This window comes from Akkermansiaceae bacterium (assembly GCA_017798145.1).
Taxonomy (GTDB): domain Bacteria; phylum Verrucomicrobiota; class Verrucomicrobiia; order Verrucomicrobiales; family Akkermansiaceae; genus Luteolibacter.
Genome location: CP059069.1, coordinates 954,668 through 980,313 on the forward strand (window position 1 = coordinate 954,668; position 25,646 = coordinate 980,313).

General features: G+C 62.0%; 21 protein-coding genes. 6 read left to right on the top strand and 15 right to left on the bottom strand.

Annotated features, from left to right (window positions below; all coding sequences use genetic code 11):
- Nucleotides 1-120 precede the first annotated feature (120 nt).
- Nucleotides 121-1,512: a tetratricopeptide repeat protein gene (locus HZ994_04040; GenBank protein ID QTN31530.1), complete on the bottom strand. Its 1,392-nt coding sequence runs from the start codon at nucleotides 1,510-1,512 to the stop codon at nucleotides 121-123.
- A 195-nt stretch (nucleotides 1,513-1,707) separates the two neighbouring features.
- Here HZ994_04040 and infA point away from each other — a divergent pair, with 195 nt between their 5' ends.
- Nucleotides 1,708-2,010, top strand: a complete 303-nt coding sequence (gene infA / locus HZ994_04045; protein QTN34311.1) for a translation initiation factor IF-1 — start codon at nucleotides 1,708-1,710, stop codon at nucleotides 2,008-2,010.
- Between the two features lie 6 nt (nucleotides 2,011-2,016).
- Here the strand turns inward: infA and lgt are convergent, their stop codons facing one another.
- The 5 genes from lgt to HZ994_04070 form a co-directional block, all read right to left on the bottom strand.
- The gene (gene lgt / locus HZ994_04050; protein ID QTN31531.1) at nucleotides 2,017-3,039 is read right to left on the bottom strand and encodes a prolipoprotein diacylglyceryl transferase; all 1,023 of its coding nucleotides are present in this window, start codon (nucleotides 3,037-3,039) and stop codon (nucleotides 2,017-2,019) included.
- Between the two features lie 37 nt (nucleotides 3,040-3,076).
- Entirely contained in the window at nucleotides 3,077-4,504 is a 1,428-nt protein-coding gene (locus tag HZ994_04055) for a hypothetical protein (GenBank protein ID QTN31532.1), read from the bottom strand.
- Nucleotides 4,505-4,521: 17 nt separating this feature from the next.
- Nucleotides 4,522-5,238, bottom strand: coding sequence for a hypothetical protein (locus HZ994_04060; GenBank protein QTN31533.1), 717 nt, complete (start codon nucleotides 5,236-5,238; stop codon nucleotides 4,522-4,524).
- 67 nt (nucleotides 5,239-5,305) lie between these two features.
- Complete coding sequence (locus HZ994_04065) at nucleotides 5,306-5,608, bottom strand: zinc ribbon domain-containing protein (protein ID QTN31534.1); 303 nt, start codon at nucleotides 5,606-5,608, stop codon at nucleotides 5,306-5,308.
- 39 nt (nucleotides 5,609-5,647) lie between these two features.
- Nucleotides 5,648-5,923: an acylphosphatase gene (locus tag HZ994_04070; GenBank protein QTN31535.1), complete on the bottom strand. Its 276-nt coding sequence runs from the start codon at nucleotides 5,921-5,923 to the stop codon at nucleotides 5,648-5,650.
- Nucleotides 5,924-5,989: 66 nt separating this feature from the next.
- Here HZ994_04070 and HZ994_04075 point away from each other — a divergent pair, with 66 nt between their 5' ends.
- From HZ994_04075 to HZ994_04085, 3 genes are all read left to right on the top strand, one after another.
- Entirely contained in the window at nucleotides 5,990-6,508 is a 519-nt protein-coding gene (locus tag HZ994_04075) for a methylated-DNA--[protein]-cysteine S-methyltransferase (protein ID QTN34312.1), read from the top strand.
- 152 nt (nucleotides 6,509-6,660) lie between these two features.
- A complete protein-coding gene (locus HZ994_04080; protein QTN31536.1) occupies nucleotides 6,661-9,174 on the top strand; it encodes a DUF1588 domain-containing protein in 2,514 nt (837 codons plus the stop codon).
- 24 nt (nucleotides 9,175-9,198) lie between these two features.
- Nucleotides 9,199-10,581: a DUF1552 domain-containing protein gene (locus HZ994_04085; protein ID QTN31537.1), complete on the top strand. Its 1,383-nt coding sequence runs from the start codon at nucleotides 9,199-9,201 to the stop codon at nucleotides 10,579-10,581.
- Here the strand turns inward: HZ994_04085 and HZ994_04090 are convergent.
- From HZ994_04090 to HZ994_04105, 4 genes are all read right to left on the bottom strand, one after another.
- Nucleotides 10,515-12,692, bottom strand: a complete 2,178-nt coding sequence (locus HZ994_04090; GenBank protein QTN31538.1) for a TonB-dependent receptor — start codon at nucleotides 12,690-12,692, stop codon at nucleotides 10,515-10,517. The genes HZ994_04085 and HZ994_04090 overlap by 67 nt on opposite strands.
- Nucleotides 12,693-12,864: 172 nt before the next feature.
- Complete coding sequence (locus HZ994_04095; GenBank protein QTN31539.1) at nucleotides 12,865-13,266, bottom strand: hypothetical protein; 402 nt, start codon at nucleotides 13,264-13,266, stop codon at nucleotides 12,865-12,867.
- A gap of 47 nt (nucleotides 13,267-13,313) precedes the next feature.
- Nucleotides 13,314-14,756, bottom strand: a complete 1,443-nt coding sequence (locus HZ994_04100; protein QTN31540.1) for a hypothetical protein — start codon at nucleotides 14,754-14,756, stop codon at nucleotides 13,314-13,316.
- A gap of 44 nt (nucleotides 14,757-14,800) precedes the next feature.
- Nucleotides 14,801-16,213, bottom strand: a complete 1,413-nt coding sequence (locus HZ994_04105; protein QTN31541.1) for a c-type cytochrome — start codon at nucleotides 16,211-16,213, stop codon at nucleotides 14,801-14,803.
- Nucleotides 16,214-16,341: 128 nt separating this feature from the next.
- Between HZ994_04105 and HZ994_04110 the strand changes: the two genes are divergently transcribed.
- A complete protein-coding gene (locus HZ994_04110; GenBank protein QTN31542.1) occupies nucleotides 16,342-16,938 on the top strand; it encodes a L,D-transpeptidase in 597 nt (198 codons plus the stop codon).
- Between the two features lie 16 nt (nucleotides 16,939-16,954).
- Here the strand turns inward: HZ994_04110 and HZ994_04115 are convergent, their stop codons facing one another.
- The 5 genes from HZ994_04115 to HZ994_04135 all read right to left on the bottom strand — a co-directional run bounded on the left by HZ994_04115 (nucleotide 16,955) and on the right by HZ994_04135 (nucleotide 23,916).
- Nucleotides 16,955-20,074 (bottom strand): efflux RND transporter permease subunit, encoded by a 3,120-nt coding sequence (locus HZ994_04115; GenBank protein QTN31543.1) that lies wholly within the window; start codon nucleotides 20,072-20,074, stop codon nucleotides 16,955-16,957.
- 51 nt (nucleotides 20,075-20,125) lie between these two features.
- Entirely contained in the window at nucleotides 20,126-21,271 is a 1,146-nt protein-coding gene (locus HZ994_04120; protein ID QTN31544.1) for an efflux RND transporter periplasmic adaptor subunit, read from the bottom strand.
- Nucleotides 21,272-21,297: 26 nt separating this feature from the next.
- Nucleotides 21,298-22,713: an efflux transporter outer membrane subunit gene (locus HZ994_04125; protein ID QTN31545.1), complete on the bottom strand. Its 1,416-nt coding sequence runs from the start codon at nucleotides 22,711-22,713 to the stop codon at nucleotides 21,298-21,300.
- 21 nt (nucleotides 22,714-22,734) lie between these two features.
- On the bottom strand, nucleotides 22,735-23,325 hold the full coding sequence (locus HZ994_04130; GenBank protein ID QTN31546.1) for a TetR family transcriptional regulator C-terminal domain-containing protein: 591 nt from the start codon (nucleotides 23,323-23,325) through the stop codon (nucleotides 22,735-22,737).
- A gap of 99 nt (nucleotides 23,326-23,424) precedes the next feature.
- A complete protein-coding gene (locus HZ994_04135; GenBank protein ID QTN31547.1) occupies nucleotides 23,425-23,916 on the bottom strand; it encodes a DUF3592 domain-containing protein in 492 nt (163 codons plus the stop codon).
- Between the two features lie 186 nt (nucleotides 23,917-24,102).
- On the opposite strand from HZ994_04135, the gene HZ994_04140 reads away from it, so the two are divergent.
- Nucleotides 24,103-25,638, top strand: coding sequence for a YifB family Mg chelatase-like AAA ATPase (locus HZ994_04140; GenBank protein ID QTN31548.1), 1,536 nt, complete (start codon nucleotides 24,103-24,105; stop codon nucleotides 25,636-25,638).
- The last annotated feature ends 8 nt before the right edge of the window (nucleotides 25,639-25,646 follow it).

Here is a 25,646-nt window from a genome sequence, read left to right on the forward strand (position 1 = left end):
ACAGTGCGCACGGCTCGCCTCCCCACCCGGACAGCGGAATCCCTCATGACGGGCAAGCCGCCATGCAGCGGATGGGGCACGGAACCCCAGCAGACCCTTCACAGGGGACTGGCAATCCGGTCAATCGTTTCCGTAGGAAGACTCCACGCGCTGTGCGACATCGCGGTAGCCGTAATCGACCTCGTAGATCTGCTTGAAAGCATCCAGCGCGGCGACCTTGTCTCCCATCTCGCTGTGGATCAGGCCTTTTTCGTAGAGGACTTCCTTTTTGGTGCCGTCCATCGCATGAAGATCGGCGAGGGCATCGCTGAGCTGCTTGATGGCGATGTCATACATGTTCTTGGCGCGGAAAGTCCGGCCGAGGAGAAGCAACACCTTGGTTCGGATGTGCGGGTTGCGAGTAGCCTGCTGCAGGTGGGGGATGGCGGCGGTGTGATCGCCGCTGCGGTAGAGGGCGAGGCCGAGCTCGTAGCGGATCTGCGGGTCGGTGGGGTTCTGCTCGACGCGTTTTTTCGCCTCCACCACCTGATCCGCGAGGCGCTGGGAGCGTCGCTCCGCGAGCTGCGCCTTGAGTTCGGCATTGTCCGGATCCGCCTCCACCGCGGCTTCCAGCGCCTTGAGCTCCGCCTCGAGGGCCCGATCGCGCATGAGCGCGGATTTCGTGGCGAGGGCGATATCCCCGTTGCTGAGGGAATGCGCCCAGTGGTAGAAGGTGTGGGAACTAGCCCAATCCTCGAGCTGCTCGTAGATGTTGGCGAGTTCCTTGGCGGTGCCGAGGTGGTTCGGATCGGCGTTGTATTTGTCGATGACCTTGTCGCGGCGCGCCTCGAGCTGGTCGCGGGTCAGGCCGCTGCGGGACGCCTTCTCCATTTCCTCGCTGGCCTCGGCATCGCGCATGAGATCCTTCATGCTGGTGTTCTCGTCCCAGCGCGCCTTCTGCATGGAAGCGCGGGCCGAAGCGTCCTTTGCGCCCTTGATGGCGGCGGAATCGTTGGGGATCTGCTTGATGATGTCGTTGTAAACCTCTGCCGCCTTGGTGGGCATGTCGCGGGAAAGGTAATGCTCCGCGAGCTTGTGGAGCAGCTTGACATTCTCCGGGCTGTGCTTGCGGATCGTCTCCAGTGCGAAGGCGGCGGTCTCGGGGAGGTCGAGCTTGAGCGCCGTATCGAAAAGCAGGTCGTTGAGCCCGTCGTTGAGCGGGTCTTTCTCAAGATCCTTCTCGATGAGGGGAATGGCGGCAGCTGGATCCTTCTTGGCCTGGCTGGCGAGCTTCATGTTGCCCATCCCGCCGCTCATTCCGAAAATGCTTTTCTTCTTCGTATCCTGGCCATTGAGCTGGATCTCGCACTTGCGGAGTATCTTGCGTCCCTCGAGGAAGCCGGGCGCATCCTTGAGGACGGCCTGAAGCAGGCTGACAGCATACTCGAGGTTGTTCATCTGCACCGCGCTCAGCGATTTGAGCCACAGTGGTTTGATGGCTGGTGACAGTTCGTTTTCTGAAATTTCTGGCATGATGGGGATGGATTTTATGGGGCGGATTCCTGAGTGGTATGTCTTCTCGAAGGCAAATTGCCCGCAGAAGCAGCGGTTGGCAAGCATCCGCTTTCCCGGTGCCGGATCCAAGGGGATATTTTTACCATTGAACCGCCGTTTCGCTCCTGTTATCCCTTTCCCGCGAGCAATCAGGGTATTGCCCAGCGAACCATTATGCCTCCCAGAAACAACAACAAACGCCGGCCCGGTGGGCGCGGACGCAGAAGAGACTTCGGACCAAGGAAACAGGGCGATCCGAACGATGAGGAAAAGGCCGTTGAGGTGGAGGGGGAGATCTCATCGGTTCTTGCCGGCACGATGTTCCGCGTGAAGTTGGCGAGCGGGCATGAGGTTTTGGCGCACATTTCAGGAAAAATGCGCAAGCGTTTCATCCGCCTGGTTGTCGGGGACAGGGTGAAAATGGAGATGTCGCCCTACGATCTCACCAAGGCGCGCATTGTCTTCCGCCTTGGCTGAGTGCCCTCATGCTGCTTGTTTGCGCGGCTTCCTGAAAGCATAGGCCAGGAAGCCGGCGCAGAAGAGATACATGAAGAGCGAAAGGAACTGGCCCTGGGTCAGGATGCCTTCGATGGCCCATGCCGCGTCGGGTTCGCGGTATTGCTCCACGATGATGCGGAAGGTGGCGTAGAGCCCGAAGAAAAGGCCGGTTAGCATCCCTTCGGGGGCCTTGGGGAATTTCACCCTGACTGCCCAGAGGATGGCGAAGAGCAGCAAGCCTTCGAGCAGGCCCTCGTAGAGCTGGGATGGGTGGCGCGGTTCCAGGTACGGGGCGATCGCGCCGGGGATGGCATCGGAGTTGCGGTTCGCCTCGACAAGCAGGTGGGAAAGGTATGCCTCGTTGCCGGCGAGGCCGACATCACCGGGGATCTCGCCCAGCGTTTTCAGGAAAGAATCGTCCGCCTTGGTGGCGGCGGAGAGGGCTTCGTTGAGCCTCCCATATTCCGGGAGCTTGGGGTTCCCGAGGGCTTCCGGGAATTTCACCGCCCATGCCACGCCGTTGGCGACGCGCCCGTAGAGTTCGCCGTTGATGAAATTCGCGATCCTGCCGCAAAGCACGCCGATGGGGCCGACGACGCAGAGCCCGTCCGCCAAGCCCGCCCAGGAGACCTTGTGTTTGCGTGCGTAGAAAAAGGTGAAAACAGCAAGCCCCAGTATGCCGCCGTGGCTGGCCATTCCGCCCTCCCAGACGCGGAATATGACGAGCGGATCCGCAGCGATGACACCCCAGCCCTCGCGCGGGATCAGGTAGAAAAACACGTAGCCAAGGCGCCCGCCGACGAAGACCCCGAGCATGGCGGCCGCCGCGATGAAGTCCGCCGTCTTTTCCGGGGCGAGCACCCAGAGCTTTTTTTCCGCCAGCCGCTTGAGCAGGAAATATCCGCCCACAAAGCCCAGCAGATAGGAGAGGCCGTACCAACGCAGGGCGATCTTTTCGGTAAGTTCGAAGATAACCGGATCTAGCTGATGGACGTATGTGGCGAACACGCCTGGAGCTTGGCCGGGGCGGTGGAAAGCTCAACCCTCAAAATGGCGGCAGCCCGCCGCCGAAGGGATCCTGCCGGGGCTGATCCGGCAGGGTGAAGAGAGGATCGAGCCGATCCAGATAGGCCGACATCCCGTCCTTCCGAGGGTTGGGACGATTTTTCAGGCGCGCCTTGAGGTTGAGGTAATCATCAAAAGCGCCGCTCGTTTCCCTCGCCCGGGTGATCTCGAACCAATCCATGAAATCCCTTCCCCGCTCCGCCTTCGCGACCATGGTGCGGCGTGTCTCCGCTAGAGCGGCCAGGGATTCCTGCATATCGCCGGTCTTTCCCTTCGTCAGATCAGAAAGCAGTGCCTGATACTCCAGCAGCAACATCCGGTAGGATGGGAAGCTGCGGTAGCTGAGGCGCAGAAGATCGTCCTGAGCCAGGCGCACCGCCTCCGTGCGTTCCGCATCGGGCAGCGCCGCAACGGACTCCCATTCCAAAACGGGGATTTCTAGAAGCCCACCTTCCGCGTCATGCAGGCGGAGCTTGAGCGCCTCATCCAGTGCCTTGTCGGTTTGTGTCACTCCGAGCGATTCCGTCAGCGGTGCCGCCCCCTTGTTGGCAAGCTGCAGCGCCCACCACTTCGCCAGGCTGGTGGCGGAGAGATTCAGGTCCGGGAAATGGCGGCGTAGGAGCGCAGGCATCTCACCCTCGTAGGAAGCCAGTTCCGCGAGGAAGGCGCGCATTCCTTCTTTCCCATCCGGCTGCTCCAGCAGAGCCATGACCAGCGCCCCGGAGGAAATGCGGAACGCCGCCTTCGTGGCGGCATCGATGGATGCGTAGTCCGCCTCGGAAAGTGAGAACAATCCTTCGAGCCTGAATACCCCCCCGTGCCTGAAAAGCGCATCGTAGAGCCGCCTATCGCTCTGCCCCAGCCGCCACGCGGAGGCCTCCTGCATCCCTTCCACAAACCACGGCGGAACGGTGAAAACACGGTTCTCCTCATATGGCTTTCCGCTGAGGCCGCTTGCATACACCAAGGCCTCCATCACCGCCCGCCGGAAAGGCTCCGGACGCAGGCCGCGGCTGAGATTTGCGAAAATGATGATCTCATAGCCATCATCGGTATGGTTCAGCCTGAGCAAGGCATCGCGCATCGGCACCGGATCGCCCGGCTTGCCCATGAGCGTGATGCGCACCGGCACCTTCCATGTTTCCTTCTCCTCGGTCAGGCGCAGGAACTCATCCTTGGTGTCCTCCGCGAGGTTTGCCGCGGTGCCACGCGTTGCAGCATCCCCGCCGGAAATCCTGAACTGCTCGGAGCGGCTGATGACCACCCCATCGTCCTCAAACCTGGGCAAGAGCTCCTCCACCGGCACCGCCCTCGGCGCCGGCTGGCTTTCGATTTCCCCCTGTGCCACAGCGATCCGGGACGCGAGGAAAAGTAGCGGAAGCCATGTGAATACGACGGCTGCCGGCACTCTGCTGGATGGTGTTCTCAAAAGTTCTGCTCGCCGGATTGCTCCGTCCGCGTCGGCTGCTTCGGGTCAAGGACGATGCGATTGTCCTCGATCGTGATCCGAGCCATCTGCCGGAAGCCAAGGTCGATCTCGGTCTCGAAAAGCTGGGCGATTTTCTCGAAATCGGGCATCACCATGATGAGGAAACCCTGCGGGACGGTGAGCTGCCCGAAGCGCCCGCCGCGCGTCGGCACCGGCACATCGGCATGGTATCCGCCGCCATGCAGGTGGATCTGCGTGGTGATGCCCTTGGCCGTCTCGTTCTGCTCCACCTGGAGGAACATGGAGGTCGTGAGCGGATGACCCGCCACATCGCGCTCGACGATGATTTCCGCGACCTCTCCCCTGAGCCGCACCCAGACGCGCCTCAGGCTGACCCATTTCGCCAGCTCCCCGCCCTGCCTGAGGGTGAGTTCCCTGGCCAGCCAACTGTTGATCTCCGTTTCCGAAAGCGTGACCGAGTAATCGCCCTCGATGGATTTCTGCAGCACCGCAGCGATATCTCGAGGCGGGCTGGCGGGCGAGGATGCGGCGGGCGAGTAGCCGCCTATGTCCGAGAGATCCTGGGGCAGGGAAACGAAATACAGAGCCGCACCGAGACCGATGAGCACCGCAAACACCAGCAGTCCGAAGAGCTTGCCAAGGCAACCGCCCTTCTTCACTTCCTCGCTCTCTTGCTTGTCCTTTTTTGCCATCGGGATGGGTTCTTAGCAGTTGCCGGGCGGTGTTGGAAGGGCTGGTTTTGGGAAACTTTGCGCGGGATCACTTCGCGGAATCGCCCGCAGGCTTTGGTGCGGCGGGCTCCGCCTTCTTCGCCTCCGGCTTGGATTCGGATTTCTCCGCTGGCCTGTCCGCCTTCGCGCCCTTCTCATAGGAGGACGAGCGGTAATCCGTCTGGTAGAAACCGGAACCCTTGAAAATGATCCCGCCGCCGGTTCCCAGCAGCCGCCGCACCTTTCCGGCACAGCCCTCCTGCGGGCAATCGCTCAGCTTCGCGTCGTTCATGCTTTGGAAAACCTCGAATCGTTTCCCACACTCCAGGCACTCGTAATCGTAGTTAGGCATCGTTTTGAAATGAAAATCCCTGCAGGGCAGCGCCCCCGGTCACGAAACGATAGAGAAACCTTTGAGATCTGGCAACGGGGCAATTTCCTCCTCGAAGACCGACATGATGTGGTGCGCCACCGCGGAATCCTCGCGCAAGTCCCGCAGATACTCCGCCACCTCGCCTGCCGGGCCGGTGATGAGCAGTTCCACCGAGCCATCGGGCAGATTCCGCACCGTGCCGAGAACATCGTAGCCCCGCGCAAGATCCTTCGCAGTGTAGCGGAAGCCAACCCCCTGCACCCGGCCCTCGTAAATCACTCGCTTCGTTTCCATGCGGCGGAAGCTGCCAGTGATTTCGGGGATTTTCAAAGCCCTAATCCCATGCCAAGCATCTTCCCCATGAGCGAGATCCACTGCACACGAATCCCCTCTCCCATCGGCACGCTCACGCTCGTGGCATCGGAAAAAGGTTTGTGCGGGCTGTATATGGGGACCCACGGGAAAGTCCCCGCCAACTCCACCACATGGAAGGATGACCCATCCCGTTTCACCAGCGCCATCGACCAGCTCGCCGGATATTTCAACGGGAAGCTGAAGGCCTTCGATCTCCCGCTCGATCTGCAAGGCACCGCTTTCCAGCTCAGGGCATGGCACGCGCTCCTGGGAATCCCCTACGGGGAAACCCTCAGCTACGGCGGGCAGGCAGCCCTCATCGGCAGGCCGAAAGCCGTCCGCGCCATCGGCCTTGCGAACGGGAAAAACCCTGTCTCCATCATCGTCCCCTGCCACCGCGTCATCGGGAAAAACGGCAGCCTCACCGGCTACGGGGGAGGGTTGGAACGAAAAAGGTTTCTCCTGGAGCTGGAGGCAAAGGTGAAGAAACGGATGCCATCCGCCGACTGTTTTCCTGCGCATTGAACACGCAAGTCTCCGCATCTGCAAAGGGCGAATCACCGCCATGAAATCCCTACGTTTCCCGGAAAAACGTGAATGGATCGCAAAATGCTTCCCGTAGTGGGGAATGATGCCAGCGGCGGTCTCCAAGGGTGGGCGGCCAATTTCCTTTTCCAATGAGATCTCTGCTTATAACCACGACGCTGATCCAAGGCGTTTGCAGCTTTGCCGCAGGGCAGGCGGTGCCGGTGGCCGATGCGGCGCACTACGAGTTCAGGATACCCGCCAAGATGGCGGACCTGCTGGATTTCAACTGCTACGAATGCCATGATTCGGGCACGAAAAAGGGTGGGATCCAGCTCGACAACCTCGCTGGGCTTGGCCAGCAGGAGCGCCTCGACCTACTGAACAACGTCCTGGAACAGGTTTACAGCGGCGAGATGCCCCCCAAGAAAGCCGACCAGCCGACCGAAACCGAGAGGGACGAACTGGCCGCATGGATCTGGGGGGAGCTGAAGATTTTCAACGCCTCGAAGCTGGAGGACAAGCTGCGCTACTACAAATACGCGAACCTGATCAGCCACGAAAAGCTGTTCGGCGGCGAAATCAAGGAAGCCCCCTACACCCGGTCGCGGCGCTGGCGGGTGAACGAGCTGATCTACCACGAACGGATCAACGACGTGTTCGAACTCGAGGGCAGGGCGAGGCGGGATTCGTTCTTCGGCGTGGTCAAGCCTTTCAACCTACCCACCTCACCGGGCGTCGCCTACTACGACACCGAGATCGTGGAGGGCGGGCAGTTCCTGACTCTGATGTCGAATGCGAAGTGGATCGTTGAAAAGCAGCTCCGCGACGCCCTTGAGAAAAGTGGGAAATACCAGTACCCGGCGGAATTCCTCCAGGTGAAAAAGGACAACCCTCGGGGCCTGTTCAAGCGCTTTCCCGACGAAGCATGGAATCCGGGGAAAACCGCCGAGCCTTTTGCTGCCGTGATCAGATCCAACGGCACCCCGGCGGACGACCTGCTGGAGAACGCCATCACCCACCAGTTCGAGGTCGCCCTCCAGCGTGCCCCGGACGATGCCGAGATGGCGAAATACCTCGGCTTCATGAAGTCGACCATGTCCCACAGCGACACCGTCAGCGCGCTGAAGAAGATGATGGTTTCCGTGCTGATGGAGCCGGAATTCCTGTATCGGAACGAATTCGGCGGCGGGGAGCCGGACGAACACGGCCGCACGAAACTCACCCCGCGCGAGGCTAGCTACGCCATCTCCTACGCCCTGACCGACCGCATCCCGGACGCGGCGCTCGTCGAGGCAGCCAAGACCGGGAAACTCGAAACCCGCGAGGACTACGAGCGCGAGGTGCGCCGCATCCTTGCGGACGACTTGATCGCCAAGCCCCGCATCCTGCGCTTTTTCCAGGACTACTTCGGCTACAAGGGCATCTTCAACGTTTTCAAGGACGAGGAGAGGTTCGGCGGCGCCTACAACCCCCACCGGGTGGTATCGACAAGATACATCTACCGCGTCCCCGGCAAGATCTCGGGAGAGGCCGACACCCTCGTGAAGTGGATCCTGGAACAGGATAAGGACGTGCTGAAAACCCTGCTGACGACCGACCGGTTCTTTGTGGACCACAACGGCAACAACGCTGAGATGGCCGAGAGGGCGAAGAAGACGACCGCTGAGTTCGCGAGAAACAGGTTGGTCTACAAAACGCTCAAGGATCTCAAGAACCGCGATTGGGGCGATGCGCTGCTGAAGCTGGACAAGCAGTATCCGGAAATGAAAGTCACCGAGGGGTTCATCAACAAGGAAGGCAAGCAAAGCCGTCACCTCGGGCTCACCATGAAACAGGCGCGGCTGTATTTCGGCGAGGACGGCACCAAGGACGAGAACACCGGCCGGATCTACCCGCCGCGCGACGGTGAGGCGGTGGATCACTCCGCCCAGATGTACAACATCGATCCCCGCAACTGGAACTACCAACCGGAGCAGCCGTTCAAGGTGGAGAACCGGATCGGGATGCTGACCCATCCGGCATGGCTGACCGCATTTTCCCACAATGCCGCCACCGATCCCGTCGTGAGGGGGAAATGGGTGCGCGAGAAATTGCTCGGCGGGTTCATCCGCGACGTGCCGATCACGGTGGATGCCAAGGTTCCGGAAGACCCCCATTCCACCCTGCGGGAAAGGTTCGCCGTCACCGAGGACAAGAAGTGCTGGATGTGCCACGAGAAGATGAACCCGCTCGGATACACCTTCGAAAGCTACGACGACTTCGGGCGCTTCCGCACCGAGGAGGCCATCGAATATCCGGAGAACATCGTAGGGACGAAAACGGTCACGGCGAAGGACTCGAACGGGATCTGGCAGGATTTCAAGCTGCCCGTTTACAAAACCAAACCCGTCAACCCGCTCGGCCATCTCGATGGGACGGGTGACAAAACCCTCGACGGAGAGATCAAGGACGTCCCCGACCTGATGAACCGCCTCGCCCAATCCGACCGCGTCCGCCAGGTATTTGTCCGCAATGTTTTCCGCTACTTCATGGGCAGAAATGAGACACTTTCCGACTCGCCGACCCTCATCGAGGCGGATAGGGTCTACATCAAAAGCGGGGGAAGCTTCCGCGAGCTGATGGTTTCCATCCTCACATCCGATTCGTTCATCCATCGCAAATAAGCACCGCAACCGAACACCACGACCATGCACAACCGCAGAGACTTCCTCAGAACCTCCGCCGCCGGACTCTTCGGCATCGCGGGTCTTTCCTCGCTCCCCCATCTGCAGGCCGCCATGGCGGGTGGAGCCTCGCGGGCAACCGCTCCGGGAACCCCTCGTTTCATCTTCCTGCGCAAGAGCAACGGAACCTTCCCCTCGGAGCTCGTGCCCGCATCGCTGAGCGCGGCCGACCGGAAAAAGGACGAGAACAAGGAAGCCCTCGACATCGACCTCGACCGCCACGAACTCCCCGAATGGATGGAGCCGATCGCCAAGCACAAGGACAACCTCACGCTGCTGCAGGGGCTTTCCGCCAAGATGTGCACGATGGGTCACTCGACCTACCAGTCGCCGCTTGCCGTTTCCCGCTCGGCGGAGCGCGTGGCGACCATCACCCGCGCCTCGGTGGACGTGGAGCTCGGCCGCATGTTCCCCTCGCCCTTCGAGCACATCGAGCTGACCTGCTCGAACAACCAGAGCGGCGTGGTGCGCGGCATGTCATCCATCGGCCCGATGCAGCCGAACTACGCCTTCGCATCCCCCGGCGCCGCCTACCGCAACCTTTTCGCCGCCGGGATGGAAAAGAACAACGACCAGAGGGCCGACGAGGATCTCTACGGCTTCCTTTCCCGGAACATCGCCTCCTACGACAACAGGACGCTCGACATGCTGGAATCGCAGAAAATCGGCAACTACGTGAACTCGGTGGACTCGCTGATCGAGCGCAACGCCCTCCTGCAGACCATGTCGGCCCGGATCGCGGCGAACGTGCCTAAGATTGAGAAAGCAATCCTCGACGACCAATACACGGTGGTGGAGCAGCAGTATGCCTTCACGGACATCCTGGTATCCGCGCTGCGCGCAGGGCTTGCCAACGTGGTGACCTACACCCTCGACGACCTCGGCACCCGCTACGACGGCCTGCTGGAAAACACCATCGAGCTGCACGAGATCGGCCACAACAAGGATCTCAAGGGCATGCCCGCACTGGAAGTCCGCCGCCACCTCCGCAACCACCACATGAAGCTGGTCAACAAGCTGGTGGAGGATCTCAAGGCCACCCCCGAGGGCACCGGAACGATGTTCGACAACACCATGGTCATGTATCTCCCCGAAAACGGAGAGACGCACCACAGCAACGGCTCCGAGGTGCCGTTCATGATTTTCGCGGGCGACAGGGTGAAGCTCAGCATGGCCCGCCGCCGTTACATCCGCCTCCCCAACTACAACGAGGAAGGCCACAAGACCCTCGGCAACTGGTACACCACCATCCTCAACGCCTACGGCAACGACATCAAGCACTACGGGGACTTCGATGTGGCGCTCAAGGTCAAGCAGGACGGCGCGATCAGGGAGTTCATCTCGTGAAACCCGGCTTCCTGTCCGGACCGGCTTGCTAGAATTCCCATTCGATGCTTAATGAACACGGAACGCCCTTCGCCGGGTAGGAACTGGCGCTGGTCCAGGCCGCCGGCGTTGTCGATGACACCGTGCGTTGCGGCGTGGGTCTCGTCGGTGAGGTTTTTCAGCTCGACGAACCATGAGACGCCTTCCGGGACGCGGCGGCCGAACTTGAAGCCGAGCAGGGCGTAGGGATCCGCGGCGTAGGTGTTGCGGTGGTCGATGAAGGATTTCACGGGAGACCACTCGAAGGTGGGGCCCGCGTACCAGCCGCTTGCGTTTTCCCAGAGCAGCTCGCCGCGCATGAGCTGGGGCGGCAGGCCGGCGATGCGGTTGTCCCCGTAGGTGGGGTCGCCATCGAAGCGGAAGGATCCGTAGGTGTAAACGCTGCGGAGAACTAGGCGATGTTCTGCTGTTTCCTCCAAGTTGGTGCCTAGCAGGTCGATTTCCCCGCCGAGTTCAAGGCCGTAGTGGATCGTGTCGTCGGCGTTTCTCGTGGTCGATACCAGGGTGATCGGATCGGTGAGTGTGAGCAGTTCGTCCTTTATCCTGGAATAGTAGAGGGTGGCGTCCCAGCGCAAGGCGGAGCGGGTGCCACGGGTGCCGATCTCGATGGTGTCGGCCGTCTGCGCGTCGCGGGCGATGTTTGCGGTGACCGCTTCGGAAAAGGACGGGGGCTCGAAGGAGCGTGAGTATCCGGCGAACCACTGGATGCCGTCCTTTTCGGAAAGCAGGCCGAGCGCGGGGGCGATGTTCGCGTAGGAATCGTCGTAGGAAGTGAGGGAGCCGGGCGCGGGCGGGAAGTAGAAGGGCGGGTTTGCGGCTGGGTTTTGGAAATCCCTCCTGCTCTCGCGGGTCGAATACGCGGCCGCGATGGATGTGGTGAGGCTGATCGAATCGGTCAGATGGTGCCTATTTTCCACGAAAGCCTCTAGGTTGGTGGCCGTCTGGTCGTCATGGATGCGGCGTGCGCCGCGTTTGCCAAACGCGTTCTCGTAGGCGGTGTGGGCGATGGTTCCATGGTTGTAGGAAATGCCTGCGCGGAAGCGGTTCTCCCGGCCCAGGAAGTTGTCGGTGTTGGTGAAGGTGGTGCCGAGGATGAGGTCGCGGGAGAGTTGGTCGAGCACTCCGGCGAAGGGGGTGATGGGATGATCGAGATCCTTGTAGGTGTAGCCAGCCATGAAATCCCATGTATTGCCGCCGTCACGCAGGGTGGTCTTGTTGGCGAGGCGGAAGAGCTCGAAATCACGCCTGTTCCCGTAGCGTTTGGATCCGAAGAACGAGTTGTCCGCCTGGCGCGGGTTCGCCTCCATTTCCGCCTTGGTGAGGGAGCCGGGCAACTCGGAATCCGTATGGATCGCAGAGAGATAGAAACGTGTTTCGAGGTCGTCGCGGAGCTGGATTCCGAAGTTCCCGAAAAAGCGCTGGGCGCTTTGCTCCGCATGGTCGCGGAAGCCGTCCTGCCGGCTTTGCGAAAGGGAGAAGTAGAGATCCGAGGAGCCTGCGGTGAGACCACCGGCAAGGCGCGTGCGGAAGTATCCGTATGATCCTGCTTCGGAGCGCAGGGAATATCCGGGGGCGTTGCGGCCGTTGTTGGAAATGTAGTCGATCGCGCCGCCGAGGGTGGTGGAGCCGTTGGCGAGGGCGTTGCCGCCTCGCCAGATCTTGATGTGGGATGCGGCGAGTGGATCGGCCGATTGCATGTCGAAGCCGCCGTCGGCGAGGTTGAGCGGGATGCCGTCCTGCATGAAGCGGATGCCGCGCCCGTGGAAGGTGCGCTGGAGGCCGGAGCCGCGGATCGAGATGCGCGCCTCGTCCGAGCCGAAGCGGGATTGGGCGATCACGCCCGGGGAGAGGGCGAAGGTGTCCGCCAAGGTGGAGGACCGTCCTGTTAGGTATCGGCCGGAGGAAAAGGCCTCGGTCCCGCCTGGGATCTTGCGCAGCTCCAGCCTGTCCTGCTCAAGGGTGGGCAGGGTGAGGGATGCGGCGGCGGCGGATTTTACGGTTAGGGTGTCGAGGGTTTCCGGGGCGGCGAGCGCGACGGAGGCGGACAGGAGAATACAAAGGATTGGTTTCATATGCAGGAAATGGTTTTGGAAGTTGGATGGTCACGGAATGAGCCCGTGGAAATAAGTGGGCACCCCCTATGGATGGTGGGTGTGGGGATCGCAGCGCGATGGTGCGGCTCACCCCGGGACGGGGTGGCCACGGTCTGCCGCAGTAGGCGGCAGCCACCAACTGCTCAGCATCTCAGCATCTCGGCGGAGGTGCCGGCGGGCCGGTGGCGGGCAAGGATGAGGGATCACCGGGAGCGGCGAAAACCGGACACGCGTAAGGCGCAGGAAAGCGTCCTTTGAGTGCGACGGTGGAGGGAGGGAAAAGATCCTGGAAAGGTTTTGCCGAAGAGAGCGCGAGGGGTTTGTTTTCCCTGTTTTCCTTTGTATCGGATTCCTTCGCCGCTTCGATCTTCTTGCAGAGAGAGCAGGGTTTCTGGCCCGAGAAGGTATCGGCGACAGCATCGCCGATGGGGCCGTCCTGGGAGTATGCGAGGATCATGTTCGCCCAGGCATACGCCTGGATCAGGGCATAAGGCCCGCCCACCAGGTGGAGGCAACCGAGGACAAGGAACAAGTATTGGGCGGTCTTTCTCAACGGAAGGTCGTCAAAGTGCCAAGCACGGGAAGAACAGTCAAGCCCGCCTACTCCGAAGGGATCTCGTTGAGGGTGTAGAATGCCTCGGGGTGCCAGAGTCCGGTGCCGGAGGCGGATCTCACGCCGGGGGCTTTCAGATGATGGACGTGGCCGCGCACGAGGCCTTCGATGGTCAGGCGGACGGATTTTTTGTCGGCGGAGACGCTGGCAGACCTGATGATGGGGGTGGCTTGGTCGACCTCCGGGGAACCGTAGCCTTGCTGCAGGATGTAGGTCCATGCGGCCATCGAGTAAGAGGCTGGGTCGGCAGCGGATTTTTCATCCACCGGCTCGGTGAAGGTGAGGGTGAATCCGTCCGGCTCGGCAAACATGGTGAGGATTTCGAATGGGGTTTTCCCGGTGAAGCGGACGCGCTCGAAGGTGAAGGGCTTGGTGCCGCGAGAGGCCCAGCCGCGGTTGGAGCCGCCGACGAAGAGCACTCCTTTTTCCTGGTCGAGCCGGACGGGGATAGGCCCGGCCTCGAAGCCCTCGATCAGGTGGAAGACTGCACCCTGGTAGAGGCCGTTGACCTTTTCCAGGCAGACGCGCTGGACCTGGGAATGTGTCTGCTCCCCGATATAAAGCTGCCTGTCCCATGGGCCGAATTTCCCACCGGAGGTGTCCACCTCGATGCCGGTGGGGGACTGGCCCATCTTGGCATGGGGGAGGATGACTGCGGGGGGGATGTATGAAGGGTGCTTGAGGCGCTCGGCAAGGACGCGGGATTTGTCCTGCACATCAGGGGGCGCGGGAAGCCCGGCGAGCTCGTGATATTTGTTAGCGGTCGGCGCGCCCTGGAAGGAGCCGGGCTTGAGCCATTTCAGGGAGGATGAGCCGTTCCATATCCCCTGGTTGTCGGTGTAGAACATATCGCCCTCTGCGTTCTGGCCTATGCCGCCGGGTGAGCGGATGCCGGAGCAGGTGGGGATCATTTCGCCCTCCGGGGTGATGCGGACCGTCCAGCCGCGCCATGGTGCCTTGGCGTGGAATGAGCCGGTGAGGCAAAGGGTGACCCAGACATCGCCGTTGGGATCGGGGCGGCTGCCGAAGGCGTATTCGTGGTAGTCCCCGGTCATGCCCCAGCCGGAGGAAATGGTCTCGAAGGCGTCCGCCTCGCCATCGCCGTCCGTGTCCTGGATGCGGGAGAACTCGGGGCGTTGGGTGAGGAAAAGGGAGCCGTCCTTCCAGTACATCCCGAGCGGCTCATGGAGGCCGTGGGCGAATTTTTTCCAAGTCACTCCCGATAGATCATCCGCATATGCGCCGGAGCAGATCCAGACATCGCCGCGGCGGGTTGCGACGGCGACCTTCTCATCCGGCATCAGGGCGATCGATCCGATCTCCATGACCTCGCCCTCCGGCAGGGGGATTTCCTCGCGGATGTAGAAATCGGATTGCTGCTGCGAAAAGAGGCAGGATGTGGCGGAGGCAAGAAGGAGGAGCGTGCGCATCTGGTTTCAGAATAAATGGATGGGAGGCAGGGATCAGGGGGAGATCACCTGAGGGTGTAAATGATGGTGGCTGGCTGGCCGGGGGTGAGGGTGAGCTTTTCGGCTCCGGTGACATCGGCGTTGCCGAGGGGGATTTCGATGGGGCTGCCGCCGCTGAGCGTGAGGCTGCGGATGAGGGTGCCGGTCTCGCCGGGCTTCCAAGCGTCGGCAAGGGTGGCCGCGCCGATGGAAACGTTGAAGGTGGGGTTGCCGCGTTTGTCGAGGGAGTAGCCCTTGAAGCGCGCATCCTTGGGGAGGTAACGGGCTTTGGTGAGGGTCAGCACATTGTCGCCCGAGGGCTGCTGGTTGCCCTGGCCACGGCCCGTCCAATGGCGGGAGGCGTCGATGAAATCGCCGGCCCAGACGAGTTCCGGGGCGAGGTTGTCTGCGGAGTAGGCGAGGTTCACGCCGCCGGGGAAGCCGAAGCCGATGGCGCGCGGGGTGGTCCCGGCGATGAAGTTCCGGTAGATCACGGTCTTGTCCGAAGCCGGGATCAGGGGGATGGCGGGAATCCCTTTGTTGCCAGTGCTTTCGGGAGCGGGCGTGAGCCATTCCCATTGCTTGGACTTGGGCCCTTTCCAACCGAGGGTGATTCCCTGGTGACCGCCGCCCTGGAAATACTCGACACGGATATGGTTCGCCCCCTGTTCCAGGGGGGCCTTTCCGTTCTTCGCACGGGTGCCGTTCATGGGGCCGAGTCCGTTGACCTCGACGACGGCCTTGCCGGCGATGATGAGCCGGGCGCCGTCATCCGCATCGAGGCGGAACTCGTGCACGCCACCGGTGGCGGCCATGAAATCGCCTTCCCAGACGATCCCGAAATTGACTTTCTCGGCGGCGACGGCGGTGTCGATGATGCCGTTGTGCTCCTCCTCGATGTTTTCCGCCTGGATCTTGTTGAAATCCGGGAGCTGGTTCCATTGCCCCTTGTAGGTGCGGGAGGTGAGGTTCGCGAGGGCGGTCTCCTTTTTCTCGAGTGGGAAAAGCTTGAGCAATTCCTTGGCAGTCCATGCCGTTTCGCGGGATTCGAACTCGGCGCGAACAGTGCGTATGAGATCGCCTGGGATTTCCTGTCCCTTGTTCCCCCAAGAGGAATGGACATGGTTCAGGATGGCCCGGATCTGGTTGTCGCTGAGAGCCGCGCCCTGGGGCGGCATCGCAAGATCGTAGGTTTTCCCATTCACCTCCACCGGCCCCTGGAGGCCGTGGAGGACGATGGCGACGCTTCGCTTCGGGTTGCCGACGATCCATTCGCTACCTGCCAGCGGAGGGAATGCGCCGTCGTTCGCGCCCTTTCCATCGACCCCGTGGCAGGCGCTGCAATAAAGCGAGTAGAGCTGTGCGCCGTCCTCTTGGGCGGGGGCGGCCTTGGCTATTGCGGGGAGCAGGAGTAAGGGCAGAAGCCGGGAAAATGACATGTGGCTGTTGAAACGTCGTGCAAGGCGTTAAAATTTCACCGGATTCATGGCTTTCGGCGGTAATTCACGGCCGGGTTCCTGGCCCGAAACGGGCTTGTGAGCACGGAAACTGCTTTACATGCCCGCGGATGTCATCTGAAACCTACGCCGTCGTGACCAGCCACATAACAAAGCGTATCCTTGCATCCGCAGCGGCAACAGGGGTGGTGCTGCTCGTTGCCTGCACCCCCACCCCCCCTCCCCCGCCTGCCAAGGCGGGCCGAGTGATGTTCCAGTGGTATGATGACAACGGCCCGGGAGCGGTTTCCGTATCGATCGACCTGAGCGAGCAGATCGCGACGATACGGCGGGGCGGCCGGGAGATCGGCTGGTGCTTTGTGGCGACAGGCAAGGAAGGCCGCTCGACGAAGCCGGGCTCGTACCGGATCATGGAGAAAATCGTGGACAAGTACTCGAACCGGTATGGCTGGATCGAGAACGAATATGGCGAGGTGACGGACGACGATGCCTCGCCGGGGGATCCGCTTGAGCCGGGCGAGCGCTACATGCCCGCACCCATGCCCTATTGGATGCGGCTGACAAGCTATGGCATCGGAATGCATGTCGGAAACATCCCCCGCCCTGGCGAGCCCGCCTCCCACGGCTGCATCCGCATGCCCAAGGAATTCGTGCCGACGCTTTTCGACAAGGTGAAGGTGGGGACCCCGGTGAAGATCACCTATTGAAGATTGCAAGCCGCGGCTACCGCCTGCTCACCCCGCGCCGGACCAGCACGTAGAGATACGGGGCGAATAGTATCCCGAAAAAGGTCACGGCGATCATTCCGAAGAATACAACGGTGCCGAGCGCCTGGCGCATTTCAGCACCCGGCCCGGTGGCGATGACGAGAGGGACGACTCCGAGGATGAATGCGAGCGAGGTCATCATGATGGGGCGCAGGCGCAGGCGTGCGGCCTCTGCGGCGGCCTGGAAGCGATCCATGCCTTCCTCCTCGAGCTGCCGTGCGAACTCGACGATGAGGATGGCGTTTTTCGAGGCGAGGGCGACTAGCACGACCAGGCCGATCTGGGAGAGGATGTTGTTGTCCATGCCGCGCAGGAAGATGCCCCAGATGGCTCCGGCGAGGCAGAGCGGGACGGTCAGGACGACGGCGAGCGGCAGCCCCCAGCTCTCGTACTGGGCGGATAGGAGCAGGAAGACGAAGAGGATGGCGATGAGGAAAATGACGACGGCCGAGCCGGATGTATTCACCTCCTGGTAGGCGAGTTCCGTCCATTCGTAGCTGATGCCGGGTGGCAGCACTTTTCCGGCGAGTTCCTCCATTTTCGCGATGGCCTGCCCGGTTGAGACACCGGGCGCGGCTTCGCCGATGAGGTCTGCGGCCGGGAAAAGGTTGTGCCTGACCACCCGGTCCGGCCCGGTGGATTGCCGGACCCGCATGACGGAGCCGAGAGGCACCATCTCGCCCGAAGCGTTGCGGGTTTTGAGCTTTGCAATATCCTCCACGTTGTCGCGGAAAGGCGCGTCTGCCTGGGCGGTGACGCGGTAGGTGCGCCCGTAGAGATTCAGTTCGTTGACAAACGAGGAGCCGAGATAGACTTCAAGTGTCTGGAAAAGGCTTTCCAGCGGAACCCCGAGCATGAGGGCTTTCTCGCGGTCGATGTCCGCATAGAACTGCGGCCCGGAGGAGGTGAAGGGGGTGAATGCCTGGGCGATTTCCTTTTCCGCAGTGGCGGCGAAAGCCAGCGCCCAGGTGGCCTGCTCCAGCGCCGGGTAGCCAAGGCCGGCCCTGTCCTGGACTTCCATCTTGAAACCGCCGCCATTGCCTAAGCCCCGGACGGTGGGCGGCGGGATGACGATCCCGAAGGCGTCCACCTTTCGCACCGCCTCGGTGAGCTTGGCATACATTTCCCGGCCCGAAGGCCTTTCGGCAAAGGGCTTGAACACCGGGAAGATCACGATGGAGTTGGTGGCGTTGGAAAAGGTCGCCCCGTTGAACCCCGCGAAGGCGACGGTGTTTTCCACGCCCTCGACAGCGCCGACGAGCGCTATGAGCTGCTTGAGGATGTCATCGGTCCTGTCGAGAGAAGTGCCGGAAGGGAGTTGTGCGGCAACGATCGCGTAGCCCTGGTCCTGCGGCGGGATGAAACCGCCGGGAACCGCTCTGAAACCGAGGCCTGCGATGGCAAGCAGGCCGATGTAGAGAAGCGCCATCACCAGGCCGCGACGAAGCGAGCGCCTGATGAGGGCCGTGTAGATCCTGTTCAAGCGGTCGAAGGCGCGGTTGAAGATATTGAAAAACCAACCGAAAAGGAACCCGAGGATGCTGGAGACGAAGTCCTGCTTGCCGTGCTTTGGGCGCAACAGCAGCACGCCGAGGGCGGGGCTGAGCGTGAGGGATACCAGGGCGGAGATGATCGTGGAGGCGGCGATGGTCAGCGCGAACTGCTTGTAGAACTGGCCGGTGATGCCGGAAAGGAAGGCGGTGGGGACGAATACGGCGAGGAGCACCAGCGAAGTGGCGAAGATCGCCCCGCTGACCTCCGCCATGGAGCGCCGTGCGGCCTCGCGCGGGGCAAGGCCGTCCTCAAGGCTGCGCTCGATGTTTTCCACCACCACGATGGCATCATCGACGACGATGCCGATCGCCAGCACCAGGCCGAAGAGAGTCAGGTTGTTGATGGAGAAGCCGAAGCCCTGCATCACCGCGAAGGTGCCGATGAGCGAGACGGGGATGGCCAGCACCGGGATCAGGGCGGCGCGCCATGACTGAAGGAAAACGATCATCACCAGCACCACCAGCAACACCGCCTCGAAGAGCGTCATGATCACGGCCTCGATGGATTTGTCGATGAACTGTGTGGGGTCATAGACGATATCGTAGTCCAGGCCATCCGGGAAATCCTTCGCCATCTCGTCCATCGCCGCCCGGATGTCGGTGGAGGTCTGGAGTGCGTTCGAGCCGGGACGCTGGAAGATGGGCATGGCCAGCGTGCGGGTGCCCCCGAGATAGGCGTTCACGTTGTAATCCAGAGAGCCGAGCTCCACGCGGGCAACGTCTTTCAGGCGCACGATGCGCCCGTCCCCGCCTATTTTGACCACCACTTTCTCGAACTCGCTTTTCTCAGAAAGCCGGCCCTGGGCGGTGACGTTCACCTGAAAAGGGACGCTCTCGCCGAGGGGTTGCTGGCCTATTGTCCCGGCCGCGATCTGGATGTTCTGTGAGCGCAGGGCGGAGACCACCTCGCCTGCGGAGAGCTTGTAGAAATCCATGCGCTCGGGATCCATCCAGACGCGCATCGAATACTCGCGCCCGCCGAAGAGCCGCACTTCGCCGACACCGTCGATGCGGCGCAGCCTCTCGCGCACCTGCAGCAGGGCGTAGTTGGAGACGTAGCCGAGATCGAAGGTGCCGTCCCTGGAAAACATCTGCACCACGAGCAGGAGATCCGGCGATGACTTCTGGACGGTGACGCCAATGCGGCGGACTGTCTCCGGCAGGCGTGTCTCGGCAAGCGCGACCCGGTTCTGGACAAGCACCTGGGCCTTGTCGAGATCGGTGCCCAGCTTGAAGGTGACGGTGAGCGAGTAGGCTCCGTCCGCCGTGCTCTGCGAATTCATGTAGAGCATGTCCTCCACGCCGTTGACCTCCTGCTCGATGGGCGCAGCGAGGGTTTTCGCAATGGTGTCCGGGGTGGCTCCGGGGTAGGCGGTCGTGACCACGACCGTGGGCGGCGCCACCTCGGGGAACTGCGCGATGGGCAGGCTGCGATATGCGATCGCCCCGATGATGATGATGAGCAGGGAGATGACCGTGGCGAAGCGGGGGCGGTCGATGAAGAAGAAGGAGAAATTTTTCATGGGACAGGACGATGCGTTTCAGGCCACGGAACAGGGCGCGGGTTTGACGGCTTATTGATTGGCCGCATCCGCCGCAAGCATCGGGACGGTGGTCGGGGCGAAAGGCATGCCGGGACGCAGAAGCTGGATGCCGGAAACGGCGATGAGTTCGTCCTCCCCCACCCCGCCGGTGATGATGCGGAGCTCGCCTTCCAGCGTGCCGGTCTCCACATAGCGTTTCTCCACGCTGTTATCCTTTTTCAAGACCCATGCGAATCGCTTGTCCTGATCGAAGCCCAGGGCGGAATCCTTCACGAGAAGCCTCTCCGCCGGCTTGCCGATGGGGACACGCACGCGGGCAAAGAGCCCGGGGGTGAGGAATTCGTTTTCATTGCCCACCTTCGCGCGGATCCGGAGCGTGGCCGTCTGCCTGTCGAGCTGGTTCTCCGCGAAATCAACGATGCCCTGGAACTCGAACTCCTGCCTGTCGGAGACGGCGATCTCGACCTTCAATGGCTCCCCCTCGCGCCCTCCCGTCCCGCCCTCGAAAAACATCCGCGTGAACTGCAGCACGCGTCTCTCATCGACCTCGAAGTTGCAGTAGATCGGGTTGTGAGGGACGATGCTGGTGAGCATTGTTGCGGCCGCCGAGCCGCCGCTGACGAAGTTCCCCACGGTGACGTTGAAACGCCCGGCAATCCCGGAAATCGGGGCATGCACATCCGCGAACTCGCGGTCCAGCCTCGCGCTGCGCAGGTTCGCCTCGGCGGCCAGCAGGTCTGCGTTTGCCTGCGCCAGCTCGCTCTCGCGGGTGTTGTATTCCTCGCGGGAAACGGCGCTCTGTTTCACCAGCTTCTCGGCGGTTGCGAAATTGCTCTCCGCCAGGCCTAGGCGGGCAAGCGCCTGCTTCTGTCCCGCTTCCGCACGGGAAAGCGCGGCATCGAAGACGCGCGGATCAATGCGGAACATCAGGTCGCCCTTTTCGATTTTCTGGCCTTCCGTGAAGTGGACGGACTCAAGGTAGCCGCTTACCCGCGCCTGCAGGTCCACCTCCTCGACCGGTGTGAAGCGGCCGGTATAGACCTCCGTGAGGGCGACCGTCCTGAGGACAGGGTGCGCCACCATCACCGGCATGGCGGGTGCCGCACCACCGCCCGCCTGCTTGTCGGATTTGCAATGGCAGAGCGCGAGTATTGCGAAAGGGATGAGGTGCTTCATGATTCTCTAACGGATAGCTGTTTGGCCTAACGGAACCCGCCGCCCATTGCCTGGATGAGTTGCACGGTGGCGGCAAAGGCACGGCCGCGCGCCTGGACTTCGAGGCGCTGGGCATTGAGGAGCTCCCGCTGGCTATCGACGACATCGAGGTAGCTGGAAACCCCCTCCTTGTAGCGGACATCGGAGAGATCGTAGGCTTTCCTCGTCGCCGTGATGCTGGCCTGTTGCGCGGCAGCCTCACGGAGCGCCCCGCGCCTTGCCGCAAGGGCGCTTTCCACATCCGCAAAGGCTGCCAGAACCGTCTGCTGGTAGTTCGCGAGCGCCTCCTCATGCCTTGCCTTTGCCAGCTCCAGATCCGCCTTGCGCCGAAGTCCCTGGAACAGCGGCAATTGGATATCCGGACCGATGGAAAACTCGCTGCTCGACCATTTCAGGAAATCCGAGGAATTTGCCGAAGCAAGACCGCCGCTGCCGATGAGCGAGACCTTCGGGTAGAAATTCGCCACCGCCACGCCGATGTTTGCGGAACTGGCGGCGAGGCTTCGCTCCGCCACGAAGACATCCGGACGGCGCCCGAGAAGCGATGCCGGCGAGCCTGCCGACACAACCGGCGCACTGCGGGTGATGGAAGCCGGGGCGATGGAAAAATTCGCCGCGTTCCGGCCGCAAAGCACGGCGATGGCGTTCTCCAGGGATGCGCGCGGAGCCTCCAGGCCAACAAGCTGGGCCTTGGTGGAGGCAAGCTCGGACTCGGCGCGGGCGACATCAAGCTCGCCCGTTTTCCCGGCATCAAAGCGCTCCTTGGCGAGCTTCAGCGATTCCTCCCGGGTGCCCAGCGCCTGTTCAAGCACTGCTGCCTCGGTATCCAGGAAACGCATCGCCAGGTAGTTCCGCACAAGCTGCGCTTGCAGCGAGAGCCGGACCTGATCCACCGAGACTTCCGCGGATTCCGCACCGGCTCGCCCCGCCTCCACGATGCGGCGGACTCGCCCCCAGAGATCGATCTCGTATCCCAACGACATGGAAACACGGTAGTTTGAGAAATAGGCCGGAGGGGCTCCACCTCCGGGACCGCCACCGCCGAAACGGTCGCTTTCGGTGGCACGGTTGCGGGTCGCGGAAGACTCGCTGAACACCTGCGGGGCAAGCAAGGAGCGGTCGATCCCGAGGGATGCGTATGCCTGGTTGCGCCGCGCCTCCGCCGCACGGAGATCGAAGTTTTTTCCCTCAAGCGAGCTCATCAGTGTGTTGAGCTGGCTGTCGCCGAAGACAGTCCACCATGTTTTCCCGAGGCGCGAGGCGTACGCGGAAGAACCGCCCTTGAACGCCGCCGCATACTCCGAGTCCGGCACCATGTGCTCCGGCCCAACGGGCTTGCAGGATGAGGCCAGGAACAACAGCAAGGCGCCGCTGAAATATTGGATGGTTGTCGTTTTCAACATATCTCGGTGGATGGAAAAATCTTAGACGCGGGTAAGCCGGGAGCGGATGTGGGCAAGGGCGGTGACCATCGGCTCGCTGGACTTCATGATCGTGGCGCGTTGCACCGCTCCCGCCCAGAGATCACGCACGAGCTTGGCCTCCGCCACGGGATCCGTGCCTGAGGAAAGCTCGCCAAGCTCCCGCGCCTGCCGGAATGCCGTGCTGAGTATCTCCAGCCATTTCTCCATCCCGCGGGCGAGCACCTCGCGCATCGGCTCGCTCAGGTCGGCCACCTCAAAGGCGAGCTTGAGAACCAGACAGGGACACTTGTGACCTTTTTCCTCAAACTCCACAATACCATCCCCCAGCATCCCGAGGATGCGCGCGACCGGGCTGGGATTCACATCCGACTCCAGCAGCAATGCGGATTTCTCCCCCGTCCCCTTGGCGATGTAGTGCCTGAGCATCTCCACCCCAAAGTCCTCCTTGGATTTGAACCAATGGTAAAACGAGCCTTTCGGGACACCGACAGCACCGAGGATCTCATTCAACCCGGATGCATGGAAACCCCGAGTCCACATGATGCCCTCGGCGGCATCCAGCATGCGTTCCTTGGTATCCGGTGCGCTCACGGCGTAGGAATAGACCAGTCGGCTAGTAACGCAAGGGATGATTTTCCAGGATCTCCTGATTCACGCCGCCAAGGGAAGACCCTGACAGATGTTGCTGCCCTAGGCAGCGAGCTGCGACCGCCTCCTCGTCAAGGCCCGCACGGCGATGCCCATCCCCCCGGCCACAAAGAGCAAGGGGAACCAGATCGAATAGCCGGGTGCCTTCGAGTCCGGCTTGAGGATGGTGAAATCGGGATTGTCCGGATTCACATAAACCCTGGTCTTCGCACCGGCGGGGAGATCTTTCACCATCGACTCGATCCTGTCGCGCACCTTATAGCTCGCATTGCCCCTGAAGTCATACCTATCGCCGCTCTTCGCCTCACCGTTCCACTCGTATCCGTAGAGGATTTTCAAACGATATCCTTTCGGCGAAAATTCATCGTGACGCCATTCCTCCACCTCGGACGAAAGCACCAGCCCATCCACCTGCGGCCAGCCCCGCTGCTCCACGGCACGCGCGTAGCTTTTCCACATCAGCACCGTGAAAAGCCCGCCCAGCGCTGCGGTGCACAAGCCGAGGAAGATCAGGAAAACCGTGGGCGCTCTCATCTGCGGGCAAGACAATAGGCGGCGCTGGGAAATTGCAAGCGGGGCGAACGCACCGACACCGCCCGTTACCTGATTGCCATGCGCGGAATCCCGATAAGAAATCTGCAAATCCCGATTCCGGGAAAGCCGTCATGGAAATTTGCTCTTGTCACAAGCACTTGCGCCCATGAATATTCCCCTGTTCAGATGATTACAAAAATGTATTCCGCCGCCCTCCGTGGTGTCGATGCGCTTGAGGTCGAGGTGGAAGTCAACGCCCGCAATTCCGAGAGCCCAGGCGTCATCATCGTCGGCCTGCCGGATGCCGCCGTGCGGGAAAGCTCCCAGCGCGTCACCTCCGCCATCACCGCCTCCGCTCTGGAACTCGATCTCGGCGTCAAGACCGTGAACCTCGCCCCCGCCGACCTGAAAAAGGAAGGCCCATCCTTCGACCTGCCCATCGCCCTGGCCATGGTCGGCGCGAGCGGAACGAAGATCCTCGAAACCGACGCGTTCTGCGTCGTCGGCGAGCTGGGTCTCGATGGAGCGGTTCGCCCTGTGAAAGGCGTGCTTTCCATCGCCCTGGAAGCGAGGAAACGCGGACGCAAAAGCCTCATCGTCCCGGAGGCGAACGCAGCCGAGGCGGCGGTGATCGAAGGCATCGATGTCATACCCGTCCGCAGCCTGCGGCAGGCATGGGATTTCATCAGCGGCGAAAAACGCATCCTTCCCTTCAACCTCGACCGCCGCGCGTTTTTCGAAAGCCACCGCAGCTACCTCGTCGATTTCAACGAGGTCAAAGGCCAGCACCACGTCAAACGCGCCCTCGAGGTCGCTGCCGCCGGGGGCCACAACCTTCTCATGGTCGGCCCGCCCGGCACGGGGAAGTCGATGCTCGCGAAACGCCTGCCCACGATCATGCCTGACATGACCGAGGAGGACGCAATCGAGACCACCAAGATCCACTCCATCGCCGGCACGCTGGATACGAAGAAAGGCTTCCTCACCACCCGCCCCTTCCGCGCCCCGCACCATACCATCTCCGACGCCGGTCTGTTAGGCGGCGGCACGAACCCCGGCCCCGGCGAGGTCTCTCTGGCTCATCACGGCGTCCTTTTCCTCGACGAGCTCCCCGAGTTCCGCCGGCAGACGCTGGAGGTCTTGCGGCAGCCGCTGGAAGACGGTCACGTGACGATCAGTCGCGCCGCCGGTTCCCTGACTTTCCCCGCCCGCTTCATGCTCGTCGCGGCGATGAACCCCTGCCCCTGCGGTTTTTACGGCGACTCAAAGCGCCAGTGCCGCTGCTCCGTCCGCCAGATCGAGAACTACCGCCAGAAGATCAGCGGGCCATTGCTCGACCGCATCGACATCCACGTCGAGGTGCCGCTCGTCGATTTCCGCGAACTCACCTCGGACGCCGTCACCGGCGAGTCCTCGGCCGTGATCCGCGAGCGCGTCGCCGCCGCACGCGGAATCCAAGTGGAGCGTTTCAAGTCCGCAAAGCTCACCACCAACGCCGCGATGGGCGCGAAGCAAGTCCGCGAGTGCTGCAAACTCGACGCCGAGGGCAGGGGATACCTCGAGCACGCCATGGAGCAGATGAACTTCTCCGCCCGCGCCCACGACCGCATCCTCAAGGTCGCCCGAACCCTCGCCGATCTCGCTGGGAAGCAAAACATCACAGGGAACGAAATCCTGGAGGCTATCCAGTTCCGCTCGCTCGACCGTCAGTTGTTTGAGTGAATCCAACA

Excerpts from the sequence above, each read along its gene's own strand:
- HZ994_04040 (QTN31530.1), bottom strand. The coding sequence starts at position 1,512 with ATGCCAGAAATTTCAGAAAACGAACTGTCACCAGCCATCAAACCACTG.
- infA (QTN34311.1), top strand. The coding sequence starts at position 1,708 with ATGCCTCCCAGAAACAACAACAAACGCCGGCCCGGTGGGCGCGGACGC.
- HZ994_04060 (QTN31533.1), bottom strand. The coding sequence starts at position 5,238 with ATGGCAAAAAAGGACAAGCAAGAGAGCGAGGAAGTGAAGAAGGGCGGT.
- HZ994_04065 (QTN31534.1), bottom strand. The coding sequence starts at position 5,608 with ATGCCTAACTACGATTACGAGTGCCTGGAGTGTGGGAAACGATTCGAG.
- HZ994_04070 (QTN31535.1), bottom strand. The coding sequence starts at position 5,923 with ATGGAAACGAAGCGAGTGATTTACGAGGGCCGGGTGCAGGGGGTTGGC.
- HZ994_04075 (QTN34312.1), top strand. The coding sequence starts at position 5,990 with ATGAGCGAGATCCACTGCACACGAATCCCCTCTCCCATCGGCACGCTC.
- HZ994_04080 (QTN31536.1), top strand. The coding sequence starts at position 6,661 with ATGAGATCTCTGCTTATAACCACGACGCTGATCCAAGGCGTTTGCAGC.
- HZ994_04085 (QTN31537.1), top strand. The coding sequence starts at position 9,199 with ATGCACAACCGCAGAGACTTCCTCAGAACCTCCGCCGCCGGACTCTTC.
- HZ994_04090 (QTN31538.1), bottom strand. The coding sequence starts at position 12,692 with ATGAAACCAATCCTTTGTATTCTCCTGTCCGCCTCCGTCGCGCTCGCC.
- HZ994_04100 (QTN31540.1), bottom strand. The coding sequence starts at position 14,756 with ATGCGCACGCTCCTCCTTCTTGCCTCCGCCACATCCTGCCTCTTTTCG.
- HZ994_04105 (QTN31541.1), bottom strand. The coding sequence starts at position 16,213 with ATGTCATTTTCCCGGCTTCTGCCCTTACTCCTGCTCCCCGCAATAGCC.
- HZ994_04110 (QTN31542.1), top strand. The coding sequence starts at position 16,342 with ATGTCATCTGAAACCTACGCCGTCGTGACCAGCCACATAACAAAGCGT.
- HZ994_04115 (QTN31543.1), bottom strand. The coding sequence starts at position 20,074 with ATGAAAAATTTCTCCTTCTTCTTCATCGACCGCCCCCGCTTCGCCACG.
- HZ994_04120 (QTN31544.1), bottom strand. The coding sequence starts at position 21,271 with ATGAAGCACCTCATCCCTTTCGCAATACTCGCGCTCTGCCATTGCAAA.
- HZ994_04125 (QTN31545.1), bottom strand. The coding sequence starts at position 22,713 with ATGTTGAAAACGACAACCATCCAATATTTCAGCGGCGCCTTGCTGTTG.
- HZ994_04135 (QTN31547.1), bottom strand. The coding sequence starts at position 23,916 with ATGAGAGCGCCCACGGTTTTCCTGATCTTCCTCGGCTTGTGCACCGCA.
- HZ994_04140 (QTN31548.1), top strand. The coding sequence starts at position 24,103 with ATGATTACAAAAATGTATTCCGCCGCCCTCCGTGGTGTCGATGCGCTT.